17 protein-coding genes are annotated in these 22,500 nt (G+C 72.4%); 9 read left to right on the top strand and 8 right to left on the bottom strand.

What is annotated here, in order from left to right; genetic code table 11:
- Nucleotides 1-593 precede the first annotated feature (593 nt).
- From ACFY3C_RS20210 to ACFY3C_RS20200, 3 genes are read right to left on the bottom strand one after another with little or no spacing between them, the layout of a single operon-like run.
- Nucleotides 594-1,403: a hypothetical protein gene (locus ACFY3C_RS20210; RefSeq protein WP_390771714.1), complete on the bottom strand. Its 810-nt coding sequence runs from the start codon at nt 1,401-1,403 to the stop codon at nt 594-596.
- Nucleotides 1,403-2,671 (bottom strand): VWA domain-containing protein, encoded by a 1,269-nt coding sequence (locus ACFY3C_RS20205; protein WP_390771713.1) that lies wholly within the window; start codon nt 2,669-2,671, stop codon nt 1,403-1,405. The genes ACFY3C_RS20210 and ACFY3C_RS20205 overlap by 1 nt, the downstream gene beginning before the upstream one ends.
- A gap of 9 nt (nt 2,672-2,680) precedes the next feature.
- Nucleotides 2,681-4,195 (bottom strand): IucA/IucC family protein, encoded by a 1,515-nt coding sequence (locus ACFY3C_RS20200; protein ID WP_390771712.1) that lies wholly within the window; start codon nt 4,193-4,195, stop codon nt 2,681-2,683.
- A gap of 293 nt (nt 4,196-4,488) precedes the next feature.
- Between ACFY3C_RS20200 and ACFY3C_RS20195 the strand changes: the two genes are divergently transcribed.
- On the top strand, nt 4,489-5,991 hold the full coding sequence (locus ACFY3C_RS20195) for an IucA/IucC family protein (protein ID WP_390771711.1): 1,503 nt from the start codon (nt 4,489-4,491) through the stop codon (nt 5,989-5,991).
- A gap of 53 nt (nt 5,992-6,044) precedes the next feature.
- Here ACFY3C_RS20195 and ACFY3C_RS20190 read toward each other — a convergent pair whose 3' ends face one another.
- Nucleotides 6,045-7,259, bottom strand: a complete 1,215-nt coding sequence (locus ACFY3C_RS20190) for an FAD-dependent monooxygenase (protein ID WP_390771710.1) — start codon at nt 7,257-7,259, stop codon at nt 6,045-6,047.
- Between the two features lie 130 nt (nt 7,260-7,389).
- Between ACFY3C_RS20190 and ACFY3C_RS20185 the strand changes: the two genes are divergently transcribed.
- From ACFY3C_RS20185 to ACFY3C_RS20175, 3 genes are all read left to right on the top strand, one after another.
- Nucleotides 7,390-8,304, top strand: a complete 915-nt coding sequence (locus ACFY3C_RS20185) for a HipA family kinase (protein ID WP_390771709.1) — start codon at nt 7,390-7,392, stop codon at nt 8,302-8,304.
- Nucleotides 8,301-8,579 (top strand): SelT/SelW/SelH family protein, encoded by a 279-nt coding sequence (locus ACFY3C_RS20180; RefSeq protein WP_389170903.1) that lies wholly within the window; start codon nt 8,301-8,303, stop codon nt 8,577-8,579. The genes ACFY3C_RS20185 and ACFY3C_RS20180 overlap by 4 nt, the downstream gene beginning before the upstream one ends.
- A 115-nt stretch (nt 8,580-8,694) precedes the next feature.
- On the top strand, nt 8,695-12,267 hold the full coding sequence (locus ACFY3C_RS20175; protein ID WP_390771708.1) for an AAA family ATPase: 3,573 nt from the start codon (nt 8,695-8,697) through the stop codon (nt 12,265-12,267).
- 43 nt (nt 12,268-12,310) lie between these two features.
- Here the strand turns inward: ACFY3C_RS20175 and aceB are convergent, their stop codons facing one another.
- Nucleotides 12,311-13,936, bottom strand: a complete 1,626-nt coding sequence (aceB, locus tag ACFY3C_RS20170) for a malate synthase A (RefSeq protein WP_390771707.1) — start codon at nt 13,934-13,936, stop codon at nt 12,311-12,313.
- 184 nt (nt 13,937-14,120) lie between these two features.
- A complete protein-coding gene (locus tag ACFY3C_RS20165; protein WP_390771706.1) occupies nt 14,121-14,729 on the bottom strand; it encodes an NTP transferase domain-containing protein in 609 nt (202 codons plus the stop codon).
- Nucleotides 14,730-14,859: 130 nt separating this feature from the next.
- On the opposite strand from ACFY3C_RS20165, the gene ACFY3C_RS20160 reads away from it, so the two are divergent.
- Complete coding sequence (locus tag ACFY3C_RS20160) at nt 14,860-15,186, top strand: DUF5955 family protein (protein WP_390771705.1); 327 nt, start codon at nt 14,860-14,862, stop codon at nt 15,184-15,186.
- A gap of 59 nt (nt 15,187-15,245) precedes the next feature.
- Here the strand turns inward: ACFY3C_RS20160 and ACFY3C_RS20155 are convergent, their stop codons facing one another.
- Nucleotides 15,246-16,040, bottom strand: a complete 795-nt coding sequence (locus tag ACFY3C_RS20155) for an IclR family transcriptional regulator (protein WP_389170917.1) — start codon at nt 16,038-16,040, stop codon at nt 15,246-15,248.
- A 274-nt stretch (nt 16,041-16,314) separates the two neighbouring features.
- On the opposite strand from ACFY3C_RS20155, the gene allB reads away from it, so the two are divergent.
- Nucleotides 16,315-17,652 carry an allantoinase AllB gene (allB, locus tag ACFY3C_RS20150; RefSeq protein ID WP_390771704.1) on the top strand — a complete coding sequence of 446 codons (1,338 nt, stop codon included), beginning with the start codon at nt 16,315-16,317 and terminating at the stop codon, nt 17,650-17,652.
- Between the two features lie 53 nt (nt 17,653-17,705).
- Nucleotides 17,706-18,821 (top strand): allantoicase, encoded by a 1,116-nt coding sequence (alc, locus tag ACFY3C_RS20145; RefSeq protein ID WP_390771703.1) that lies wholly within the window; start codon nt 17,706-17,708, stop codon nt 18,819-18,821.
- A 102-nt stretch (nt 18,822-18,923) separates the two neighbouring features.
- On the opposite strand, the gene ACFY3C_RS20140 is transcribed toward alc, so the two are convergent.
- Nucleotides 18,924-19,673, bottom strand: coding sequence for an SDR family oxidoreductase (locus ACFY3C_RS20140; RefSeq protein WP_386576265.1), 750 nt, complete (start codon nt 19,671-19,673; stop codon nt 18,924-18,926).
- A gap of 102 nt (nt 19,674-19,775) precedes the next feature.
- On the opposite strand from ACFY3C_RS20140, the gene ACFY3C_RS20135 reads away from it, so the two are divergent.
- Nucleotides 19,776-20,600 (top strand): AIM24 family protein, encoded by an 825-nt coding sequence (locus ACFY3C_RS20135; protein WP_390771702.1) that lies wholly within the window; start codon nt 19,776-19,778, stop codon nt 20,598-20,600.
- A 317-nt stretch (nt 20,601-20,917) separates the two neighbouring features.
- Complete coding sequence (locus tag ACFY3C_RS20130; protein ID WP_390771754.1) at nt 20,918-22,456, top strand: IS200/IS605 family accessory protein TnpB-related protein; 1,539 nt, start codon at nt 20,918-20,920, stop codon at nt 22,454-22,456.
- The last annotated feature ends 44 nt before the right edge of the window (nt 22,457-22,500 follow it).

Raw genomic sequence — 22,500 nt, 5'->3', positions numbered from 1 at the left:
CGGCGCTCTGGCAGCTTGCTGTGCTCTGGCGGCTGGCCATCCTCGGGTAGTTGGCTGCGTTCTGGCGGTCGGTCGCGTTCCGGCGGTCGGCGGCGCTCTGGCAGCTTGCTGTGCTCTGGCGGCTGGCCATCCTCGGGTAGTTGGCTGCGTTCTGGCGGTCGGTCGCGTTCCGGCGGTCGGCGGCGGTCCGGCAGCGCGCCACCCTCTGCAGTGCGCCACCTTCCGGCAGCCGGCTGCGCTCGGGCGGTCGGCGCGGTTCCGGCAGCTCGCCACCCTCTGGCAGCGCTCCACCTTCCAGCAGCTCGCTGCGCTCTGGGAGCTGGCCGCGTTCCGGCAGCTCGCCACCCTCTGGCAGGCCGCCACCTTCCCGCAGTCGGCCGCGCTCTGGCAGTCCGCCACCCTCCGGACGCCCGCCATCCTCCGGCAGTCAGCCACCCTCCGGCAACCCGCCGTGCGACGGCGGGCCGGGCGGTGGACGCTCGTACGCCGTGCCGTCGGCCGCCCCGGGCCACGGCTCTTCGGCCGACCGAGTCGGGAGGGCGGTTGGGAAAGGTGAAGGCCCGCCGACAGGCGGGCCTTCAGCTACGTCACCGTCAGGCGCTCGGCGGCACCCGGGACGGTCGTCCCGAGCCGCGTGTGAGCGCGTATCCGCCGATGCCAGCGAGCGCGGCGAGCAGCCCGCCCACCGCGGTCCACACCCAGCGGTCGGACCACCAGCCGGAGGACCAGCCGTCGTCGGGCTCGAGGCTCGACAGGACGGCTGCCTTCGAGTCGTCCTCCTTCGCCTGGGACTTGACGGCCACGCCCGGCACGAGCGGCTCGGCCAGCGAGCCGTCCACGGCCGCCGCGCCGCCGATGTCCTTGGAGTCGACGCGCACCTCGGCGCTCACCGGCTGACCCAGGTCGGAGGACCCGAGGTTCACCACGGTCAGCCGGACGTAGTACGTGCCCGGCAGCGGGTCGTTGGCCCAAGCCTCCGACCAGGCGCGCACCGTGCGCAGCACACAGGCCAGCTCGACCGAGGACGCCCCCTGCGCGGCGGTGCGGGTCGCCGCACCGTACTGGCAGGACTGGCGGCGCCGCAGACCGTCGTACACGTCGATCTGCCAGGTCTGCGCCCCGTGCGTCTCGGGCAGCTTCACGGTCGCCTTGACGGTCGGGCGCTGCCCGGCGTCCGCGGGGAACGACCAGTACAGGTAGTCGCCGGTGGAAGCGGACGCGGTGGCTCGCTGCCCCTGCTCGATCTCGGTCGCCGTACGGAACGACGTGCCCGCCTGGGTGGGCGCCTTGCCGTCGTCCGTGGGACTCGACGGAGACGCTGTCGGGGAGGAGTCGGCGGCCGCAGGTCCGGCGGCCAGGCCCAGCGCCAGCAGCGCCGCGCCCAGTACTCGCGTGATACGCATCAGTTCGTCCTCCAGACCGCGACCCGCCAGCGCGACAGCCAGCCCCACAGCAGACCGGCGATGAACCCGGCCAGTACCAGTGCGCCGAGCAGCCACCAGCCGCGCCCGAGGCCGAAGGAGGCCACGTCGCTCGCCTTGCTCGGACCGTCCACGACGTCGACGGTCAGCTCCAGCGGCAGACCCGGGGAGGTCTTGACGCCCGCGGCGGCCGAGAAGGAGTTGGTGACCTGGAGGCACACGGTCTCGGCGGTGTCGGTGGCGGTGTCGTCGTCGCTCTCCGGCTTCGGGTAGCGCAGACCGGTCGAGATCATGTCCGTACGGCCGGTGCCCGCGGCCTCACCGCGCACGATCTCCCGGTCGTGTACGGTCACCGCCCGCAGCAGCACCCCGTAGTTCGGGTTGACGGCCCGGTCGTCCGCCACGCTCACCGAGGCGCGCAGCTCCTGGCCGGGGTTGACGTCCACCTTGTACCAGCGCTGCTGACCGAACTCCGCACGGTCGGTGTACAGCCCGGACTTGAGCGACGGCGCCTTCGCGCACTCGTTCGCGCCCTCGGTCGCCACCGGCGTCACCACCGGATCGGCGGCCCGGTCGACCAACTGCCCGACCCGGTCGCTGAGTTCTTCCTTGTGCCGCACGTCGGTGTACGTGCCGCCGGTCGCGTCCGCGATGCAGCTGAGCTGGTCGCGGGTCTTGGCGTCCGGCACCAGGCCGAGGGTGTCGATGGTCAGCCCGATGCCCTTGGCGGCGATCTCGCGGGCCACCTCGCACGGGTCGAGCGGCTGGCAGGTGTCCTCGCCGTCGCTGATCAGGACGATACGGCGGGTGCCGTCACCGCCGTCGAGGTCGGCGGCCGCCTTCTGCAGCGCGGGGCCGATCGGCGTCCACCCGGTCGGCGCCAGCGTGGCCACCGCGGTCTTCGCCTCGGTCCGGTCCAGCGGGCCGACCGGGTAGAGCTGCGCGGTGTCCTTGCAGCCGGTTATGCGGTCGTTGCCGCGGTAGTTGGCGCCCAGCGTGCGGATGCCGAGCTGGACCTCCTTCGGCGTCGCGTCGAGCACCTCGTTGAACGCCTGCTTCGCGGCGGACATCCGGGAGCCGCCGTCGATGTCCCGCGTCCGCATGGAACCGCTGACGTCCAGTACGAGTTCGACCTTCGGAGCGGCCTGTTCCGTCTCGTCGGCCACTGCCGTGGACGGGACGGCGAGCCCGGCCGTCAGGGCGGCGAGCAGAGCGCAGACGCCTGCCGCCAGCCGTTGTCTTCTGATCATCGGCGGATCCTATTGATCAGAGGCGCCGGGCTCCAAAACGAGCGGGTTCGGCAACGAGGTCCACTGGTCGCCCGGGGTGTTCGGGGACAGCCGCATCAGCGTCAGCGCCTTCGTGGGCAACGGGCCTTCGCGCAGGGCCGCCAGGTCGGGGGTCCGGGGCAGGTCCGGCAGGGCGGCCGCCAGGGCCGCGCCCAGGGCGGACCCCGAGCCCGCCGTGCCGGCGAGCGCGCCCGCCACCAGCGAGCCGAACAGCTTACGGCGCAGGGTCGTCACGTCGTCCGTGATCAGCCTGCCTGTCAGCGGCGGCGCGGCGATGCCGTGACCGGCCAGGCGGGCCGGGCTGATACGGATGTCGGCGAGGTCGCGGTAGACAAGACGGAGCGGCGAGTTGTCCGCGGCGAGGACCACGAGCAGATTCTGCCCGTGAGCTTCCAGGGCCATCCCGAGGTCCAGCAGGCGCAGACCGACCGTGAGGGCCAGGCGGGCGAACTCGGCCAGCCAGGCCGGGGAGTCCGGAAGGGCGGTGGTGGGCAGCGCCGCCACCGGCACCACCCGCTCGCCCGGGCCCGCATACATCTCCGGCGACTCCCGCAGCAGCGCGGCCAGATCGGGCGAGTGGGCCGTCGCCGCGCCCAGGGTGCGGGTCATGTGCAGCAGCCCGTCCGTGCGCGCGGCGACATCCGTGGCGAGGGCCGACAGGGCCGCGGCCGCCGCGACGGAGTACGTGGAGATGTCCCGCACCGAGGAGGTCAGCCGAGCGCTCAGGGCGGTCTTCACATGCGGGCCGCCGGGCAGCGTGAACGTGCGCAGGGACATCAGCGGATGCGCGGGACGCCAGGGGTCGTACGACCGCTTGAGCACATGGGCCGCCTGCCAGGGGTGCACCGGCAGCAACAGGCGCTCCCCGTCCCGCAGTTCCTCCGGCCAGTCCCCGGACACCAGGCACTCGGCGGCCGGTACGGCGATCGTGCCGAGACCGACCACCGGCCGGTGCTCCGGACCGTACGCCAGCTGGTCCGCCACCGAGAAACCCGGCCGGGAACGGCAGTTGGGGTGGAACGGATGCCCGTCCACCACCCGCTGCTCCCACTCCCAGTCCCGCTCGGGCCACTCCTTCGGACGATCCGCACCGGCCCGGGACAGCGCCAACGAGGCCACACTGTGCCCGAGCTCCATCGCGAAGCCCGCCGCGTGCGGCACCGCGAGGTCGCTCATCAGGCGCGCCGGATCGTCGTACCGCTCCCGGTTCAGACGGACGGCGGTGACGTACCCGCCGGTCGCGTACGGGTCCGCGTGCGGGCCGTGCAGGGTCCGCCCGTCGGCCAGCCGCAGAGCCAGACCGTGCGCCCCCCGGACCCGCCCGGTGACCCACGGCAGCGGCTCATGCGCGAGCCCCCGCCACAGCCGCGTCAGCACCGCCGCCCGGGCACCCGGCAGCTCGGCCCTGTACCGAGCCAGCACGCCGGGCCGGACGACGGCCAGCTCCTCGGCGACGTCGGCCTCGGCGGTGGGGGAGAGGTACAAGGGGGGCTCCTCGGGTACGGGCAGCTCAGGGCACGATTGTCACGGACGGCATTCATACCGATCACCCGGGCCCCGGACAAAGCAACAGCCTCACGGACACCAGCCACCCAGCCACCCAACCCCCCAGGTGAACGTTCAGTGGATGCAGCTGGAGGAAACCACCGAGCGCGGATAACCGCACGCCCCCGCATGGTCGTCTGGCGGCTTCGGGGCTCCTCGGCTACAGGCAGCTCAGGGCACGATTGTCGTGGACGGCATTCATACTGATCGCTCGGGCCCAGGACGAAGAACGAATGGATCGCGTGGACCTCAAGCCTCCCGCCGACACCGTCGGACATCGCGCCGACGCCTACGCGGCCGCCCCCCTGCTCAACTGCCTGCTGCGAGAGGTCGCCGAGCCGTACCCGGCCGCCGGGCCACGGCCGGTCTTCCGGCTGCCCGGCACCGGCCGGCTGCTGCGGGTGCGGCCCGGGCGGCGGCCCGCCGACCCCGAGGTCCAGGCGGCCGGGGACTGGCACCGGCTCGGCCACTCCGAACTGGTCAAACTCGTCGCCGAGGAGCTGCGCCGGCACACCGGGCTGTCCAACGGCGACCTGCCCACCGAGATGATCGACAGTCGGGACGCGGTCGCCGCCCTGCTCACCGCCCGTGCCGGGGCGACGGCGCCCGAGGATCCGTACCTGCGCTCCGAGCAGTCCCTGATCACCGGCCACCCCTACCACCCGGCTCCCAAGGCGCGCGGCGGCGGTCCGGTGGCGGCGTGGCTGCCGTACGCCCCCGAGGCCCACGCGCACTTCCCGCTGGTGCTGCTCGGTGTCCGCGAGGACCAGGTGGCCGAGGAGGGCGACACCCGCGCCCTGGACGCCCTCGGCACGGCCCCGCCCGGCTACCGGCTGTTGCCAGCCCACCCCTGGCAGCTCGACCTCGTCGCGCGTGACCTCGCCCCGGCCTTCGCCGACGGCCGCCTGGTCCGGCTCGGTACTGCCTTCGACGCCTGGCCCACGGCGGCGATCCGTACGGTGTACGAGCCCCGGCGCGACCTGTTCCTGAAGTTCAGCCTCGACGTGCGCATCACCAACGACATCCGTCGGCTCTGGCGCCACGACCTGCTGAAACTGCGCCGCACCGACTCGGCCGCCACCGCCGCCTTCGCCGCCATGGGCCCGCCCGCGGACTGGCTGAGCGACCGCGGGTACCGCACCGCCGCCTTCGCCTTCGAGGAACTGGCCGTGCTGGTGCGGGACGGGCTGCGCAGCCACCTGCTGCCGGGTACGACCCCGCTGCTCGCGGCCGGGCTCGCCGAGGGCTTCGAGGGCAGCCCGCTGGCCGCCACGGCCGATCCGGACGCCTGGTGGGAGGCGTACCTGCGGCAGGTGGTCCCGCCCGCCCTCACGGCGTTCGACGCCCACGGGGTCGTGATCGAGGCGCATCTGCAGAACACCCTGGTCGGCGTGGATGCGGCCGGCACGCCGGTGCAGGCGCTGTTCCGGGACGCCGAGGGTGCCAAGGTCGTGCCGGACGTGCCCCGGGCCGCGGGCTGGGAGCGGCTCGTCTACTGCCTGGTCGTCAACCACCTCAGCGAGATCGCCGCCGCCCTCGCCGAACACCACCCCGGCCTCGACCCCTGGCCCGCCGCCCGCCGCGAACTCGCCCGCCACGGCCTGCCCGAGATCCCGGCCCTGCTCACCTCGCCGACCCTGCCCGGCAAGACCAACCTGCTGCTGCGCTGGACAGCCGCGGACGGCGCGGACGCCCGCTACCTGCCGCTGCCGAACCCGTTGGCCGAAAGGGGCTAGGTTCTGTCCGGCGGGTCCTGGCGGAGACGCGGGACACCGCCTCGGGACACCTCCTAGCCCTTCAGCTCCCGCCCCCCGAACGCCCCCGTCCCGTCCGCCTGCTTCCACCAGGTCTCCAGGCCCGTCTGGTCGAGCGTCCGCCAGCTCGGGGTCTCCTGGACGAGGGCCCGACCGAGCCGTCGCCCCAGGTCGACCATGACCCGGCCGGCGGGCGCCCGCTCGGCGTCGTACGCGGCCAGGGCCTCGGGCCAGGTGGTCGTCGACGTCAGGGCCGACTCCAGGACTGTGGCGTCCTGCAGCGCCTTGACGGCACCCGCGCCGGTGTGCGGTCGTGCCACCGCGGCCGCGTCGCCCATGAGCAGGGCACGGCCCACCGCGTAGCGAGGCGCCGTGAAGTCGTACATGGGCTGCAGGAACAGCTCGTCGTGGGTCGTCTCCCGCACCAGGTCGCCCCAGTAGGGAGGCAGCAAATCGGCGGCGACGTACGCCAGATGGGCGCGCAGTCCGTCGCCCGCCGTGCCCGGAGGCAGGCTCGTGGGGGTCTCCATGCCCTGGTCGAGGCCGGGCGGCGGGGCGGTGTACAGGACCCAGTTGACCCGGTGGCCGCCGGCTGTCCCGTCCGGGATCCGGTACACGATGAGATGGCCGCCCTCGAAGACGACGTACGCGCACTCGTCCTCGGCCCACAGCTCCGGGTCGCGCAGCCGGGCCGACGGGTAGGCGCCGCGCCAGGCGAGGTATCCGGCGTACCCGGAGCGGACGTCGGGGTACACGGCCGCACGCACCGTGGAGCGGTAGCCGTCCGCGCCGATCACCACGTCGTATCGCTCGGTGCGCCCGCTCGCGTGCACCTCGGCGCCTTCCGGTGTCACCTCAACCGCTTCTACGGCCGAGCCGGGACGGAAGTCCGCCGTCCCGGGCACCCGGCGGCGCAGCTCGTGCCAGAGCGAGCCCCAGGTGTAGGTGCGGAACGGGAAGGGCATCACGGCGATCACGCGGCCCAGCGGGCCGTTCGCCGCCGCGTCGTCGCGGACGTACCAGCGGCGGCGGACCATCCGCACCCACGGCATCGAGGCGTCGAGATGGCCGGCCGCCTCCAGCTCCGCGTAGCGGGCGTTGTGCACGGCGAGCCCGACGCCGCGGTCGGCCAGGCGGCCCGACGCGCGCTCGTACACCGTGATCGTCTCGGTCCCGCCCCGCCCCAGCGCGAGCGCCGCCGCGCAGCCCGCGATGCTCCCGCCCACGACCGCGACCCTGCCACCACGCATTCGGCGTCCCCTCCGTCGTCCGCGACGCCGGTCCGGTGCGCCGCGCGGGACCATGCTGCCAGCCCGGCGATCACGCGGCCCTGGAATCCACGCCGACGGCTGGATCCCGCCCTGCCTTACCCTGGCCGGTGTGCTGCGCGATGTGACTGCCGTTCGCTATGTGACCCCCCTGAGGTCCGGCGGCTCCGTGCCCGGAGTCGTCGAGGCCGACGACCTCGGCACGTACGTCGTGAAGTTCACCGGCTCGGCACAGGGCCACAAGGCGCTGGTCGCCGAGGTGATCGTCGGTGAACTCGCCCGCGCGCTCGGCCTGCGCTTCCCCGAACTGGTCCTCGTCCACTTCGACCCGGCCATCGCCGCCGGCGAGCCGCACCAGGAGGTGCGCGATCTGCACGACGCCAGCGCGGGCGTCAACCTGGGGATGGACTACCTGTCGGGGGCGAAGGACTTCACCCCGGAGATCGCGAAGACTTTCCCGGTGAACCCTCTTGAGGCCGGCCGGATCGTCTGGCTCGACGCCCTGACCGTCAACGTGGACCGTACGGTGCACAGCTCCAACCTGATGGTCTGGCCGACGTTCGGCACCGCGCCCGCGCGCCTGTGGCTCATCGACCACGGCGCCGCGCTCGTCTTCCACCACCGCTGGGACACCACGACCCCGGGCAAGAAGTACGACTTCCGCCACCACGCCCTCGGCCACTACGGCCCCGACGTCCGGGCCGCCGACGCCGAACTGGCCCCCCGCGTGACCGAGGAGCTGCTGCGGGCCGTCGTCGCCGAGGTGCCGGACCGCTGGCTGGCCGAGGACGCCGGGTTCGCCACGCCCGACGACGTCCGGGCCGCCTATGTCGACTACCTCCTCGCGCGCGTACGGCTGTCCCGGGAGTGGCTGCCCACCGACTTCCCGAGCCGTGAGGAACTCGCGGCCGAGGAGGCCGCCCGCGCGGCGAAGACCCAGCAGGGCCGCCCGGCCTGGCTCAAGCGGGTCCCCGACCTGCACGGCAAGCCGGGGGCGGAACAGGATTGGTCGGTGCACCTCGGATGACCCACCGCGTCCAGATCGAGTACTGCACCCAGTGCCGCTGGCTGCCGCGTGCGGCCTGGCTGGCGCAGGAGCTGCTCACCACCTTCGAGACCGAGCTGACCGAGCTGTCGCTCAAGCCCGGCACCGGGGGCGTCTTCGTCGTCCGCGTGAACGACGAGGTCGTCTGGGACCGCCGCGAACAGGGCTTCCCGGAGCCCACGGCGGTCAAGCGCCTGGTCCGCGACCTCGTGGCCCCGGGGAAGCCGCTGGGCCACTCGGACAGGGCCGCCGAGTGACATTGGGCCCAGTGACACTGGTTCGGCCGGGGACCGGCATATCGGCCTGTCCGGCGACCGGCTTATCGGCCCGTCCAGCGCGCGGCCTATCGGCTCGTCCGGCGACCGGTGTCCGGTGAAGGGCAACCGGAGGACGAGCCTCGACCTCACGTCGCTGCTTCTCGGACTGGTCTTCGGCGTCGGCACCAACCTCCTCACCGCGGACCCGGACGGCTGGTGGGGACCGCTGCGCGCGGTGAACCGCTACGCCGTCGTATGGCTTCCGGTCGGCGTCACGGCCGTGGTCGCCTGGGAACTCGGGCAGCGGTGGCGGGAGCGGCGCCGGGTGCCCTGGACGCGGGACGACAGCCCGTACCCCGGCCTGGAGGCCTTCGCCGAGGACCGTGCGGACGTCTTCTTCGGCCGCGAGGACGAGATCCGGGACGCGGTGCGTGCGCTGACCGCCGCCCGCTCGGCCGCGCAGCGCGTGCTCACCGTGGTCGGCCCGTCCGGCTGCGGCAAGTCCTCCTTCGTCGCGGCGGGCGTCCTGCCGGAACTCAGGCGCCGCCGCTGGGCGGTCCTCGGCCCGCTCCGACTCGGGTCCAGCCCCTTCCTCGCTCTGGCGCAGGCCCTGACACCGCGCGCGGCGGAACGACAGGACGACACGGTCGTACGCCTCGCGCGCGAGCTGCGCCAAGAGGCCGCGGACGGAGGCGTCCTGACGACGTGTCTGGCCGCTCTGCGAGCGGCGCAGGGGCACCGGGCGCGGATCGTCCTCGCGATCGACCAGTTCGAGGACATCGTCCGCATGACCTCGCCCGCCGAACGCGAGCTGTTTCTGGGGGCGTTACGGGCGCTGGTGCACGCACACCCGCAGCTGCACCTCGTCCTCACCCTGCCGTCCGCCTTCCTGCACGACCCCGCGCCGGTGCGGTACGACGACCTCCTGCGCACCCGGTTCCCGCTCGGGACGCTCACCTCGCGGCAGACCAGGGCCGTCATCGCGGGACCCGCGCGGGCCGCGGGCGCGGACATCGCCGAGGAGGTGGTGGACGACCTGGTGGTCGAGGCCACCGAGGGCGACGCCCTGCCCCTGCTCGGCCAGTTGCTGCGCGACCTGTACGAGGCGGCGGGCCCGGACCACGTCATCGGGCGGGAGCTGCTGACGCGTACCGGCCCGCTGTCCCAGGCCATCGCCCGGTACGCGGAAGGTACCTACGCGCGGCTCGTCGCCGAACATCCCGAAGAGCTGGTGGAGTCGGTGCTCCTGAGGTTCGTCGCCTGGGACGAACGGGGCTTCTCCCGGCAGTCCGTGCGCCGCCCCTCCCTGGACGCGGCAGGACTGGCGGTCGTCGAGGACCTGCGCCAGGCCCGGCTCGTCACGGACGTCGACGAGGGCGAAGCCTTCGACCTCGTCCACGAGGCGCTGCTGCGCCACTGGCCGCGCCTGCACGAGCTGACGGAACGTCACCGGGACGTACTGCGCCGCAGCACGGACCTCGAACGCCGGGCCGCGGCCTGGCTGGCGAACGACCGGTCGGCGGACGACCTGCTGCACGGGCAGCGGCTCGCCCAGGCGCGGGAACTGGCCGGGTCGCACGGCGTCTCCGCGGCGCTCGCCGAGCTGGTCGCTGCCTCCCGGGCGAGGGAGGAGGCCACGGCCGAGGAGCGCGCCGACGATCTCGCCGAGCGGGCACAGCAGGCCTACGCACTGCGTGGGGAACGACAGTTGGCGCTGGCACTGACGGCTGCTGCCGTACGGGAGTACACGGCGACCGAGAAGGTGGCTCTCACGCTGTGGGGGATCGGGCACGGCCCGGTGGTCGACAGCCTCGGACTCGGGCACGCGGGGACGGTGCTCGCGCTCGGCTGGGACCCGGGCAGCGGGCAGCTGCGGACGATAGGGGCGGAGGGCGACCTGTGCACCTGGACGGCTCGCGGTGACCTGGTCGGCCAGGAGTCTTTGGGGTCGGGGGAGTTGCGCGGGGCCGGCATCGGCGGGGGCGCCTACTGGGTGGACACCCGCGAGATGCTCGCCGTAAGGCGCTTCGACGCTCCCGAGTTCTGGTCCGCCACGGGCGCGGCCGGTCCCTTCGGGGACCGGGCGCTCGGGCTGTCACCGGACGGCTGGCGCGCCGCCGCCCAGCTGGCCAACAGGGGTGTCGACATCATCGACTTCACGCCTGTTCCGCAGGGACGGCTCGCGCAGGTGCGTCACTCCTACGAGGCGCCGCCGATCAAGGCGCTGGCGTGGTCGCCCGACTGCTCCCTCCTCGCGCTGTTCTCCTGGAACGAACTGCATGTCGTACGGCTTCCGGACGGCGATCCGGCCTGGCGGATCGTCAGGGGGGACGACGAACTCCCCCGCACCACCTCGTGGTTCGGCTGGGCCCCGGACGGCCGGCGAGCCGCGGAGGCGTCCGGCCGGACCCTGCGGATCAGGGCCGCCGAGGACGGCACCGTCCTGGACGAGTGGGACACCGGGGTGGAAGCGGGCGGTGTCTTCTGGTCGCCCGACGGAGAGATGGTGGCCGTGGCGGTGTCCGACGCCGGCCGGGGAGCGAGCGCGGCGATCACGGTGTGGCGGGTCGCCGACCACATGCTGCTGCGCCGCCTGCGTACCCCCTGGGGCGCCGAGGAGATCGCCTGGCGCGCCGACAGCACCTGCTTCGCCTGGCGGTCGTCGTTCAGCGGCGTGTGGATCGGTGATCACGGCTCGTGGCGGCCCCGGCCGCTGCCGGGCGGCATGCTGCGCAGCGTTTCTACGGAAGCGGGGCGGGTGGCCGCCACGGTGCAGGGCGGCGATTCCGTCCATGTGACGGAGGCCGGCACCGGCGCCGGAGTGCGGAAGGTCGTCACGGCTCGTGATCCGAAGCCGGTGCTGCTCGCCTGGCGGCCGGGGGCGGACCGGCTGGCGGTCTCCTTCGCCGGCGGCCGGGTGGAGATCGTGGACCCCGCCTCGGGCCGCTGTACCGCCGCGATGTCCACGGAGTACGACATGGTGGGCCGCGTCCTGTGGTCCCCGGACGGTTCGCTCCTCGCCACGGTCAGCAATGACTTCGTGACGGCCACCCATCGCATCGAGGTCTGGGATCCCCTGACCGGGAGCCGTGTCGCCCGGACCGAGGACATCGAGCGCGGGACCAGAGTGCTTGCCTGGGGCCCCGACGGCCGGAACCTGGTGACCGCGGAGAGAGAGGGCCCCGTGGTCGTCCGGGACGCGTCGACCGGCCGTCGGCTGCTCGACATCCCCGTGGGCGAGGGGGCCACCGCCGGCGCGGCCTGCTGGTCGCCCGACGGACGTCGGCTCGCCTTCCTCGACGGGGAGTCGGCCGTACGGATCTGCGGTGCCGACGACGGCGCACCCCTGGTGCGCTCCGCCGCCACCTATGGGAAGGCCGCCGTACTCCTGTGGTCCCCGGACGGCCGTCTGCTCGCGACCGCTGGGGACGGGTGGGTCGCCTTCTGGCGGGCGGAGACGGGGGAGTGCCAGGCGGTGTCCCGGCTGAAGTGCCGGGTGCCGCTGGACGCGCACTGGTCCGGCGACGGCCGCTCGTTCGCCGTCGTCGGCGAGGACCACCGCCGCTACACCTGGTCGTTGCCCGACGGCACGGACACCCGGCACTGCGAAGCGCTCCTGCAGCGGTCGGCGGACGAGCTGCGCGCGCTGACCGCCGAGGAGCGCCGACGGTACGGGCTGTCGACGTGAACGCCCCCCGGCGCCGGGTGGTGCCGGGGGGGCGTGGGCGGGGTCAGCCGCGCAGCTGCTCGTACGCCGGCAGGGTGAGGAAGTCGGCGTAGTTGTCGTCGAGGGACACCTGGAGCAGCAGGTCGTGGGCCTGCTGCCAGTGACCGGCCGCGAAGGCCTCCTCGCCGATCTCCTTGCGGATGGAGTCCAGTTCCTCGGCGGCGACCTTGCGGGCCAGCTCCGGGGTGGCCCTGTCGCCGTTCTCGAACTCGACGCCCGCGTTGATCCACTGCCAGATCTGGGAGCGGGAGATCTCCGCGGTGGCCGCGTCCTCCATCAGGTTGAAGATGGCGACCGCGCCGAGGCCGCGCAGCCAGGCCTCGATGTAACGGATGCCGACCTGGACGGCGTTGACGAGCCCGTTGTAGGTCGGCTTCGCGGCCAGCGAGTCGATCGCGATGAGGTCGGCCGCCTCGACGTGGACGTCCTCGCGCAGGCGGTCCTTCTGGTTCGGCTTGTCGCCGAGGACCCGGTCGAAGGACTCCATGGCGATCGGGACCAGGTCCGGGTGGGCGACCCAGGAGCCGTCGAAGCCGTCGTTCGCCTCACGGTCCTTGTCGGCGCGGACCTTCTCGAAGGCCACCTTGTTGACCTCGGCGTCCTTGCGGGAGGGGATGAAGGCCGCCATGCCGCCGATGGCGTGGGCGCCGCGCTTGTGGCAGGTGCGGACGAGGAGTTCGGTGTACGCCCGCATGAACGGGGCGGTCATCGTGACGGCGTTGCGGTCCGGCAGGACGAACTTCGGCCCGCCGTCCCGGAAGTTCTTCACGATGGAGAACAGGTAGTCCCAGCGGCCGGCGTTCAGCCCGGAGGCGTGGTCGCGCAGTTCGTAGAGGATCTCCTCCATCTCGTACGCCGCCGTGATCGTCTCGATCAGGACGGTGGCGCGGATGGTGCCCTGCGGGATGCCGAGGTAGTCCTGCGCGAAGACGAACACCTCGTTCCACAGGCGGGCCTCGAGGTGCGACTCGGTCTTGGGCAGGTAGAAGTACGGGCCCTTGCCGAGGTCCAGCAGACGCTGGGCGTTGTGGAAGAAGTACAGGCCGAAGTCGACGAAGGCGCCGGGGACCGGCTTGCCGTCGGCGTCGACGAGGTGGCGCTCGTTCAGGTGCCAGCCGCGCGGGCGCATGACGACGGTCGCCAGCTCCTCGTTCGGGCGCAGGGCGTACGACTTGCCGGTGCGCTCGTCCGTGAAGTCGATGTTGCGGGTGTAGGCGTCGCTCAGGTTGACCTGGCCGAGGACCACGTTCTCCCAGGTGGGCGCGGAGGCGTCCTCGAAGTCGGCGAGCCAGATCCGCGCGCCCGAGTTGAGCGCGTTGATGGTCATCTTGCGGTCGGTGGGGCCGGTGATCTCGACGCGCCGGTCGTTCAGCGCGGCCGGGGCCGGGGCGACCCGCCAGGAGTCGTCCGCGCGGACGGCGGCAGTCTCCGGGAGGAAGTCGAGCGTGGAGGTGCGGGCGATCTCGGCGCGGCGCTCCGCACGGCGGGCGAGGAGTTCGTCACGGCGCGGGGTGAACCGCTGGTGCAGCTCCGCCACGAAGGCGAGCGCCGCGTCGGTGAGGACCTCCTCCTGCCGGGGCAGGGGCTCGGCGTCGACGATGGCCAGCGGGGACGGCGCTGGTGCGGACATGAGCTGTCACTTCCTTCAGCGGTGGCACCGGGTGCCAAGTGGCACGAATAGGACAGTGAGCGCCCACTGTGCGGTCGGACGCTTCTGAACAGTGGATAGTAGTTTCCTCATCGTGGAACTTCAATGGTTTGTTGATGTCGAGATTCTCTGAGTCGAGGAAAGGTGGCTCTCGGTGCCACCCCGTTCACTCAAGGTGGCTCAGGTCGGCTTCCGTGTCGATGTCGTACGGCTCGGCCACGTCCGCGCACTCCACGAGACGGACCGCCGAGGCGTGTTCCTTCAGGTAGGCGCGCGCACCGCGGTCGCCGGTGGCGGTCGCCGCGATGCCCGCCCAGTGGGCCGCGCCGAAGAGCACCGGATGCCCGCGTACGCCGTCGTAGGCGGCCGAGACCAGCGAGGTGTCGCCCTCGTACGCGCCGAGTACCCGGGCCACCGCGTCCGGCCCGATCCCCGGCTGGTCGACCAGGCTCACCAGGGCCGCGCGCACGCCCGTACCGGCGAGCGAGGCGAGTCCGGCGCGCAGGGAGGAGCCCATGCCCTCGGCCCAGTCGGGGTTGTCGACCAGCACGCAGCCGCTCAGCTCGGCCCGCTCCCGGACGTCGTCCGCCCGTGCGCCGAGGACGATATGGATCCGGTCGCATCCGCCCGCCCGCAGCACTCCGACCGCGTGTTCGACCAGGGGGTGCCCCCGGTGCTCCAGCAGCGCCTTGGGCCGCCCGCCGAGCCGTCTGCCGCCCCCGGCCGCGAGCAGCAGCCCGGCGATCTCCTCACGATGGTCCTGCTTGTCCGTCATGCGTCCTGCATACCTGACGCGGGCTGCGGCAGCCGGTTTCCTTGGGCTGAATTTCGGTCCGCGCTGTGGCGCCGCGGGACGGCGTGGCGTTTACTGACCCGCGCACGACGGCGTGCCAGGGGGGAGGGCTGTGTTGCGGAGCTTGGGGCAGAGGCCAGTGACCGGCAGCGACGAGGATCCGAGAGTGGCGGAACTGCGGACCGCGGTGTCCCGGCTGCGCCGCGAACTCGCGACGCTCCCGTCCGAGTTCCCCGACCGGGGCATAGCCGAGGACGAGCTGGCCACCCTGGCCGCGATGGCCACCGGCGGCATGCCGGAGATACCGCGCCTGCGCAGGTCCCTGTTACTGATCGCCGGCGCGATCGGCTCGGTCAGCGCGCTGGCCCGCGGGCTGACGGGGGTCCGGGACGCGGTCGACCTGTTCGGCGAGCCGCCGCGCGACCGGCAGGGCGGCTGAACCGGCCCACCGTCAAGCCTCGTTGACAACTTCCCTCGACGCCGACGCGTCACCCTCTCTCAGGCGCCCGAACTCGCCAGCGCCTGAGAAAGCTCCACGGCGATCCCCTGCAGCACCGGCACGATGTTCTCCGTCGCCGCCTCCGTGACCCGCCCCGCAGGCCCGGAGATGGAGATCGCGGCCGCCGTGGGGGAGTCCGGCACGGACACCGCGAGGCACCGCACACCGATCTCCTGCTCGTTGTCGTCCACGGCGTACCCGAGCCGCCGCACGTCCTCCAGTGCGGCCAGGAACCCGTCCGCCGTGGTGATGGTCTTCTCCGTCGCGGCCGGCATGCCCGTACGGGAGAGAAGTGCGCGCACCTCGTCGTCCGGCACGTTCGCCAGCAGCGCCTTGCCCACGCCGGTCGAGTGCGGCAGGACCCGCCGCCCCACCTCGGTGAACATTCGCATCGAGTGCTTCGACGGCACCTGTGCCACGTACACGATCTCGTCGCCGTCCAGCAGCGCCATGTTCGCCGTCTCACCGGTCTCCTCGACCAGCCTGGCGAGGTACGGCCGCGCCCAGGTGCCGAGCAGCCGGGACGCGGACTCGCCGAGCCGGATCAGCCGCGGGCCGAGCGCGTACCGCCGGTTCGGCTGCTGGCGTACGTAGCCGCAGGCCACCAGCGTGCGCATGAGGCGGTGGATGGTGGGCAGCGGCAGCCCGCTGGTGGCGGACAGCTCGCTGAGGCCGACCTCGCCGCCCGCGTCCGCCATCCGCTCGAGCAGATCGAAGGCACGCTCCAGTGACTGGACCCCGCCGCTGGCGGAGGACTTGGCGGCGTCGTTGGTGCTGGCGCTGGACGTCGGCACGGCACGTTCCTTTCGGGACTGGCAGGAAGGGCAGAAGCCTACCCGGCAGTCGGTTGACTCCCTGCTCGTACGTAGCTACGTTCTGCTTGCCGGAATTCTAATTCCGCTTTGTGGAAACGTCCAGAGTGGGCACTCGTGGGGTGCTGTCCAGAAGTGTGCCTCTTGACGGCGGGGTGGCGGGAGTGAAGACTCCTTCAACAGAACGTTGAATTCCGTTACGTGGGTGTAAATCCCGTTTCTCGGAAGTAAAACGGCGGCAGAGAGAGGGGTTCGGGTGTCCGACGCTGAACTGGTGCTGCGCTCGACGCGCGTCATCACTCCGGAAGGGACGCGGGCCGCCACGGTCACCGTGTCCGCAGGCAGGATCACGGCCGTACTGCCGTACGACGCCGAGGTCCCGGCCACGGCACGCCTGGAGGACTTCGGCGACCACGTCCTGCTGCCCGGCCTGGTCGACACCCATGTGCACGTCAACGACCCGGGCCGCACCGAGTGGGAGGGCTTCTGGACCGCCACGCGCGCGGCGGCGGCCGGCGGCATCACCACGCTCGTCGACATGCCCCTCAACTCTCTCCCGCCGACCACCACGGTCGAGAACCTGCGGGTGAAGCAGAAGGTCGCCGTCGACAAGGCGCACATCGACGTCGGCTTCTGGGGCGGTGCCCTGCCCGGCAACGTCAAGGACCTGCGCCCGCTGCACGACGCCGGGGTCTTCGGCTTCAAGGCGTTCCTGTCGCCGTCGGGCGTGGACGAGTTCCCGCACCTCGACCAGGAGCAGCTGGCCCAGTCCCTGGCGGAGATCGCCGGTTTCGACGGCCTGCTGATCGTGCACGCGGAGGACCCGCACCACCTCGCCGCCGCCCCGCAGCAGGGCGGCCCCAAGTACGCCGACTTCCTCGCCTCCCGGCCGCGCGACGCCGAGGACACGGCCATCGCGAACCTCGTCGCGCAGGCCAGGCGGCTGGGCGCGCGTGTGCACATCCTGCACCTGTCCTCCAGCGACGCGCTGCCGCTGATCGCCGCCGCCCGGGCGGAGGGCGTGCGGGTCACGGTCGAGACCTGCCCGCACTACCTGACGCTCACGGCCGAGGAAGTCCCCGACGGCGCCAGCGAGTTCAAGTGCTGCCCGCCCATCCGTGAGTCCGCCAACCAGGACCTGCTCTGGCAGGCGCTGGCCGACGGCACCATCGACTGCGTCGTCACCGACCACTCGCCCTCGACGGCCGACCTGAAGACCGACGACTTCGCCACCGCCTGGGGCGGCATCTCCGGCCTCCAGCTGAGCCTGTCGGCCGTGTGGACCGAGGCCCGACGGCGCGGCCACGGCCTGGAGGACGTGGTCCGCTGGATGTCCACGCGAACGGCGGCCCTGGTCGGCCTGCGGGACAAGGGCGCCATCGAGGCGGGCCGTGACGCCGACTTCGCCGTCCTCGCCCCCGACGAGACCTTCACCGTCGACCCGGCCGGCCTCCAGCACCGCAACCGGGTCACCGCGTACGCCGGCAAGACCCTGTACGGCGTCGTGAAGTCCACATGGCTGCGCGGCGAGCGCATCGTCGCGGACGGCGAGTTCACCGAGCCGAAGGGCCGACTGCTCTCCCGCCCCCAGTAAGCCACCCTCCGCACCCGCATCCCGCCGACTCCCGAGAGGAACCCCTGATCACCGTGACGGCGATACCGTGCTTCACCGGCGACGCGAACCCCTACGGAGGAGGCGACCCGTACGCGGACTACCGCACCGCCGACTTCCCCTTCACCCAGTACGCCAACCTCGCCGACCGGCAGCTCGGTGCCGCAGTCATCGCCGCCAACGACGAGTTCTTCGCCCAGCGGGAGAACCTGCTGCTGCCCGAGGCGGCCGAGTTCGACCCCGAGCACTTCGGCCACAAGGGCAAGATCATGGACGGCTGGGAGACCCGCCGCCGGCGCGGCGCCTCCGCCGAGCACCCCTGGCCCACGGCCGAGGACCACGACTGGGCGCTGGTCCGCCTCGGCGCGCCGGGTGTCGTGCGCGGCATCGTCGTCGACACGGCCCACTTCCGCGGCAACTACCCGCAGGCGGTGTCGGTCGAGAGCGCCTCGGTGCCCGGCTCCCCGTCGCCCGAGGAGCTGCTGTCCGACGACGTGAAGTGGACGACGCTGGTCCCGCGCACGGCGGTGGGCGGCCACGCCGCGAACGGCTTCGCCGTGTCCGTCGAACAGCGCTTCACCCACCTGCGCGTCAACCAGCACCCCGACGGCGGCATCGCGCGCCTGCGGGTGTACGGCGAGGTCGTACCCGACCCCGAGTGGCTGTCGGTCCTGGGCACCTTCGACGTGGTCGCGCTGGAGAACGGCGGTCAGGTCGAGGACGCCTCCAACCTCTTCTACTCGCCGGCCACCAACACCATCCAGCCGGGCCGGTCCCGCAAGATGGACGACGGCTGGGAGACGCGGCGCCGCCGGGACCAGGGCAACGACTGGATCCGCTACCGGCTGGCCGCCCAGTCCCAGATCCGCGCGATCGAGATCGACACGGCCTACCTGAAGGGCAACAGCGCCGGCTGGGCGTCGGTCTCCGTCAAGGACGGCGAGAACGGCGACTGGACCGAGATCCTCCCGCGCACCCGCCTCCAGCCCGACACCAACCACCGCTTCGTACTCCCGCAGCCGGCCGTCGGCACGCACGCGCGCGTGGACATCTTCCCCGACGGCGGCATCTCCCGCCTGCGGCTGTACGGCACCCTGACGGAGGCGGGCGCGACGGCCCTGTCGACGCGCCACCAGGAGCTGGGCGGCTGATCCGCCTTCACGCGCGCGTGGGGCGCACCGGCCGGGACAGCACCGGTGCGCTCCACGTGTCCTCTCAGGTGTCCTCTCAGGACGGGCGTGGTCCGGTACGGCTCACGCCGCGTGTCCTCCGTCCACCGCGAACTCGGCCCCGGTGACGTACGCCGCCTCCGGCCCCGCCAAGTACGCCACCATGGATGCCACTTCCTCCGCCGTCCCGAACCGCCCGAGCGCCGTCATCGCCGCCTGCGCGGACGCGTACGGCCCGGACGCCGGGTTCATGTCCGTGTCCGTCGGCCCGGGATGGACGATGTTCGCGGTGATGTCGCGTTCCCCCAGCTCCCGCGCGAGCGCCTTCGTCAGGCCCACCAACGCCGCCTTGCTCGTCGCGTACAGCGTCCCGCCCGGCCCCGGCACCCGCTGTGTCATGCACGTACCGATCGTGACGATCCGCCCGCCGGCCGGCATCCGCGCGGCCGCCGCCTGGGAGGCCAGGAAGACTCCGCGCACGTTCACCGCGAGCACCAGGTCGACCTCCTCCAGGGTGAGCGCGTGCAGCGGGCCCAGCAGCCCCACACCCACGTTGTTCACCAGCACGTCGAGCCCGCCGTACACCTCCGCCGTACGCTCCACCGCGCCCGCCGCCTCGTCGGCGTCCGCCGAGTCGGCACGCAGGGCCACCGCCCGGCGCCCCAGCGCCTGCACGGCCCGTACGACGTCCTCGGCCGCCTCCTTGCCGTTCACGTAGGTCACCGCCACATCCGCACCCGCGCGCGCGAGCCGCAGGGCGACCGCCGCCCCGATGCCCCGGCTGCCGCCGGTCACCAGGGCCGCCCTGCCGTTCAGAGTTCCGTGAGCTGTCATGCCTCCATCCCAGCGGCCATGAGGTCCGTCCGCTGGCGGCGAACGGACACCGAATCCGGCCACCGCCGGAACTCTTCACTCCATGTCCCGCGTTGTCCCCGCGTGACCCTTCAGCAAGAGATCGTCGGCAACGCCATGCAGATGGCGGTCGTCAACCTGCACCCCGGCCAGACCGTGTACTGCGAGGCGGGGAAGTTTCTGTTCAAGACGACGAACGTGACCATGGAGACCCGCCTGTCCGGCCCGTCGGCAGGCGGCAACGGCAACGGTGGTCAGCAGAGCGGCTCGGGTGGCGGCATGGGTGGCATGCTGCGCCAGGCCATGGGCACCGCCATGCAGGTCGGCCAGCGCATGCTGGCCGGCGAGTCACTGGCGTTCCAGTACTTCACCGCCCAGGGCGGCGAGGGCACGGTCGGCTTCGCGGGCGTGCTGCCCGGTGAGATGCGCGCCCTGGAGCTGGACGGCACGCGCGCGTGGTTCGCCGAGAAGGACGCCTTCGTGGCTGCCGAGTCCAGCGTCCAGTTCGGCATCGCCTTCCAGGGCGGCCGTACGGGCATGAGCGGCGGCGAGGGCTTCATCCTGGAGAAGTTCACCGGGCACGGCACGGTGATCATCGCGGGCGCGGGCAACTTCATCGACCTGAACCCGGCGGACTTCGGCGGCCGGATCGAGGTGGACACCGGCTGTGTCGTCGCCTTCGAGGAGGGCATCCAGTACGGCGTCCAGCGCGTCGGCGGCCTCAACCGCCAGGGCATCATGAACGCCGTCTTCGGCGGCGAGGGCCTGTCCCTGGCCACGCTGGAGGGCAACGGAAGGGTGATCCTGCAGTCCCTCACCATCGAGAGCCTTGCGGGCGCCCTGAAGAAGGCCCAGGGCGGCGACAAGCAGGGCCCGACCGGCGGACTGTTCTCGACACACACGGGCTGAACCGATGAGTTGCGGGTGTGTGCGGGGGTTTGGAACTGCTGGCTCACAACTGCGTTCACGCGCGGCCTAGCGGGAATGAGCGAGTACCGCCGTCGGTGCCGGGCCCAGTTGACAGGCTTGCCGTGGAAGCGAACGAGGGTTTGTGTGCCGAAAGGGTGACCTTCGCGGGTGGGGCTCGTTGGATGCCGTGACGGGATCTTCGGCACCGGTGGGGGTGAGGGGTGGGCGGGCTGCGGAAGTTGGCGGATCCGTTCGTGGTTCCCGCCCCTGCCGGAGTGGCGGTCCGGGCCCGCCTGCGGGTGTCGGAGACGGATGCGATGGTGCTGCGCGAGGTCGGGGTGTTCCTCGGTTCGCTGGCCGCCGGTGATCTCGCGGTGCGCTCCCGGCATGGGCTGTCTCACGATGCCTCCTCCTGGGCAGTGCGGAAGCGGAGTCTGTCCGGGGTCTCGTCGGCCCGGTGGGCAGGAAGTGTCACCAAGGCCACGCACGATCAGTGGGCGCTGGCCCGGCGTGGCCAGGTGGCCGAGTTGGTGTGGCTGCGCGGGCAGATCTCGCGGATCGAGGCCCGGCTGGCCCGGCCCCTGGGGGCCAAGGCGGACAAGCGAGCCGGGCTGCCGCGCGGATACGGCTCGCGGGCGGAGTGGCATGCCAAGTCCCGCCGCATGCACGTACTCAAGGACCGGCTGACGGCCTTGGAGGCGGACTGGGCGGCGGGCCGGGTGCACGTGGTGCGCGGCGGTAAACAACTCGCCCGCCTGCGCCACCACCTCTACGAGGCCGGGCTGGACGAGCTGGCGTGGCGGGAGCGGTGGCGGGCGGCGCGGATGTTCCTGGCCGCCGACGGGGAGTCCGGCAAACGCTTCGGCAACGAGACCATCCGCATCACCGACACTGGACAGGTCGCGATCAAGCTCCCGGCCGCTCTCACCCATCTGGCCAATGCGCCGCACGGCCGGTACGTGCTGGAGGCGACCGCGACGTTCAGGCACCGTGGCGTGGAGTGGGCGGACCGGATCACCGCGAACAGGGCGGTCGCCTATCGCATTCACCACGACGTCCTGCGTGGCCGCTGGTATGTGACCGCATCCTGGCAGCGCACCCCCGTACCCGTGTTGCCGCTGGAGGCGGCCCTGGCCCACGGTGTGGTCGCCATCGACATGAACGACGACCACCTCGCCGCCTGGCAGTTGGACGTGCACGGCAACCCGGTCGGCGAGCCCCGGCGCTTCTTCTACGACCTGTCCGGCACGTCTGCGCACCGGGACGCACAGATCCGGCACGCCCTGACCCGGCTGCTGCACCACACCCACCGGTGCGGGGCCGCGGCGATCGCGATCGAGGACCTCGACTTCACCGACGGCAAGTCCCGCGAGAAGTACGGCCGCAACAAACGCTTCCGCCGCCTGATCTCCCGCTTCCCCACCGCGAAGCTGAAGGCCCGGCTCACCGCGATGGCCGCCGAACAGGGCGTTGCGGTCGTCGCGGTCGACCCCGCCTACACCTCCCGATGGGGCGCGCAGCACTGGCAAAAGCCCCTGACCACGAAGACTCGCAAGATCACCCGCCACGACGCAGCAGCCGTGGCGATCGGACGACGCGCCCTCGGGCACCCGATCCGGCGACGGACGACACCGCCCCGTACCCACCAGAGCGATGGAGACGGGCATCGGACCGCCCAGGCCGGACCGGACACCCGCAGGCGTGAGGGACCCCGCCCCCGCGTTCCCGGACCACGCACCAGATGCGTGCCGCCCGGACGCGGAGCGAAAGCGGGCGACCAGCGTGCCCAACACCGTTCGGAGCACGCGGCTGAGCAGCAGTCCTGGCACCAGGACTCACTCCCGCTCAGTCTCTAGGAACGGTCTGAGGTGATGACAGCAGATCCCGCACCAGGAAGAAG

Origin of the sequence: Streptomyces sp. NPDC001410 (genome assembly GCF_042895235.1) — a bacterium.
GTDB lineage: Bacteria > Actinomycetota > Actinomycetes > Streptomycetales > Streptomycetaceae > Streptomyces.
The sequence above is the reverse complement of the archived record's forward strand: the minus strand, read 5'-3'. Positions and strand labels throughout refer to the sequence as shown.

Excerpts from the sequence above, each read along its gene's own strand:
- ACFY3C_RS20210 (WP_390771714.1), bottom strand. The coding sequence starts at position 1,403 with ATGCGTATCACGCGAGTACTGGGCGCGGCGCTGCTGGCGCTGGGCCTG.
- ACFY3C_RS20205 (WP_390771713.1), bottom strand. The coding sequence starts at position 2,671 with ATGATCAGAAGACAACGGCTGGCGGCAGGCGTCTGCGCTCTGCTCGCC.
- ACFY3C_RS20195 (WP_390771711.1), top strand. The coding sequence starts at position 4,489 with ATGGATCGCGTGGACCTCAAGCCTCCCGCCGACACCGTCGGACATCGC.
- ACFY3C_RS20190 (WP_390771710.1), bottom strand. The coding sequence starts at position 7,259 with ATGCGTGGTGGCAGGGTCGCGGTCGTGGGCGGGAGCATCGCGGGCTGC.
- ACFY3C_RS20180 (WP_389170903.1), top strand. The coding sequence starts at position 8,301 with ATGACCCACCGCGTCCAGATCGAGTACTGCACCCAGTGCCGCTGGCTG.
- aceB (WP_390771707.1), bottom strand. The coding sequence starts at position 13,936 with ATGTCCGCACCAGCGCCGTCCCCGCTGGCCATCGTCGACGCCGAGCCC.
- ACFY3C_RS20165 (WP_390771706.1), bottom strand. The coding sequence starts at position 14,729 with ATGACGGACAAGCAGGACCATCGTGAGGAGATCGCCGGGCTGCTGCTC.
- ACFY3C_RS20140 (WP_386576265.1), bottom strand. The coding sequence starts at position 19,673 with ATGACAGCTCACGGAACTCTGAACGGCAGGGCGGCCCTGGTGACCGGC.
- ACFY3C_RS20130 (WP_390771754.1), top strand. The coding sequence starts at position 20,918 with ATGGTGCTGCGCGAGGTCGGGGTGTTCCTCGGTTCGCTGGCCGCCGGT.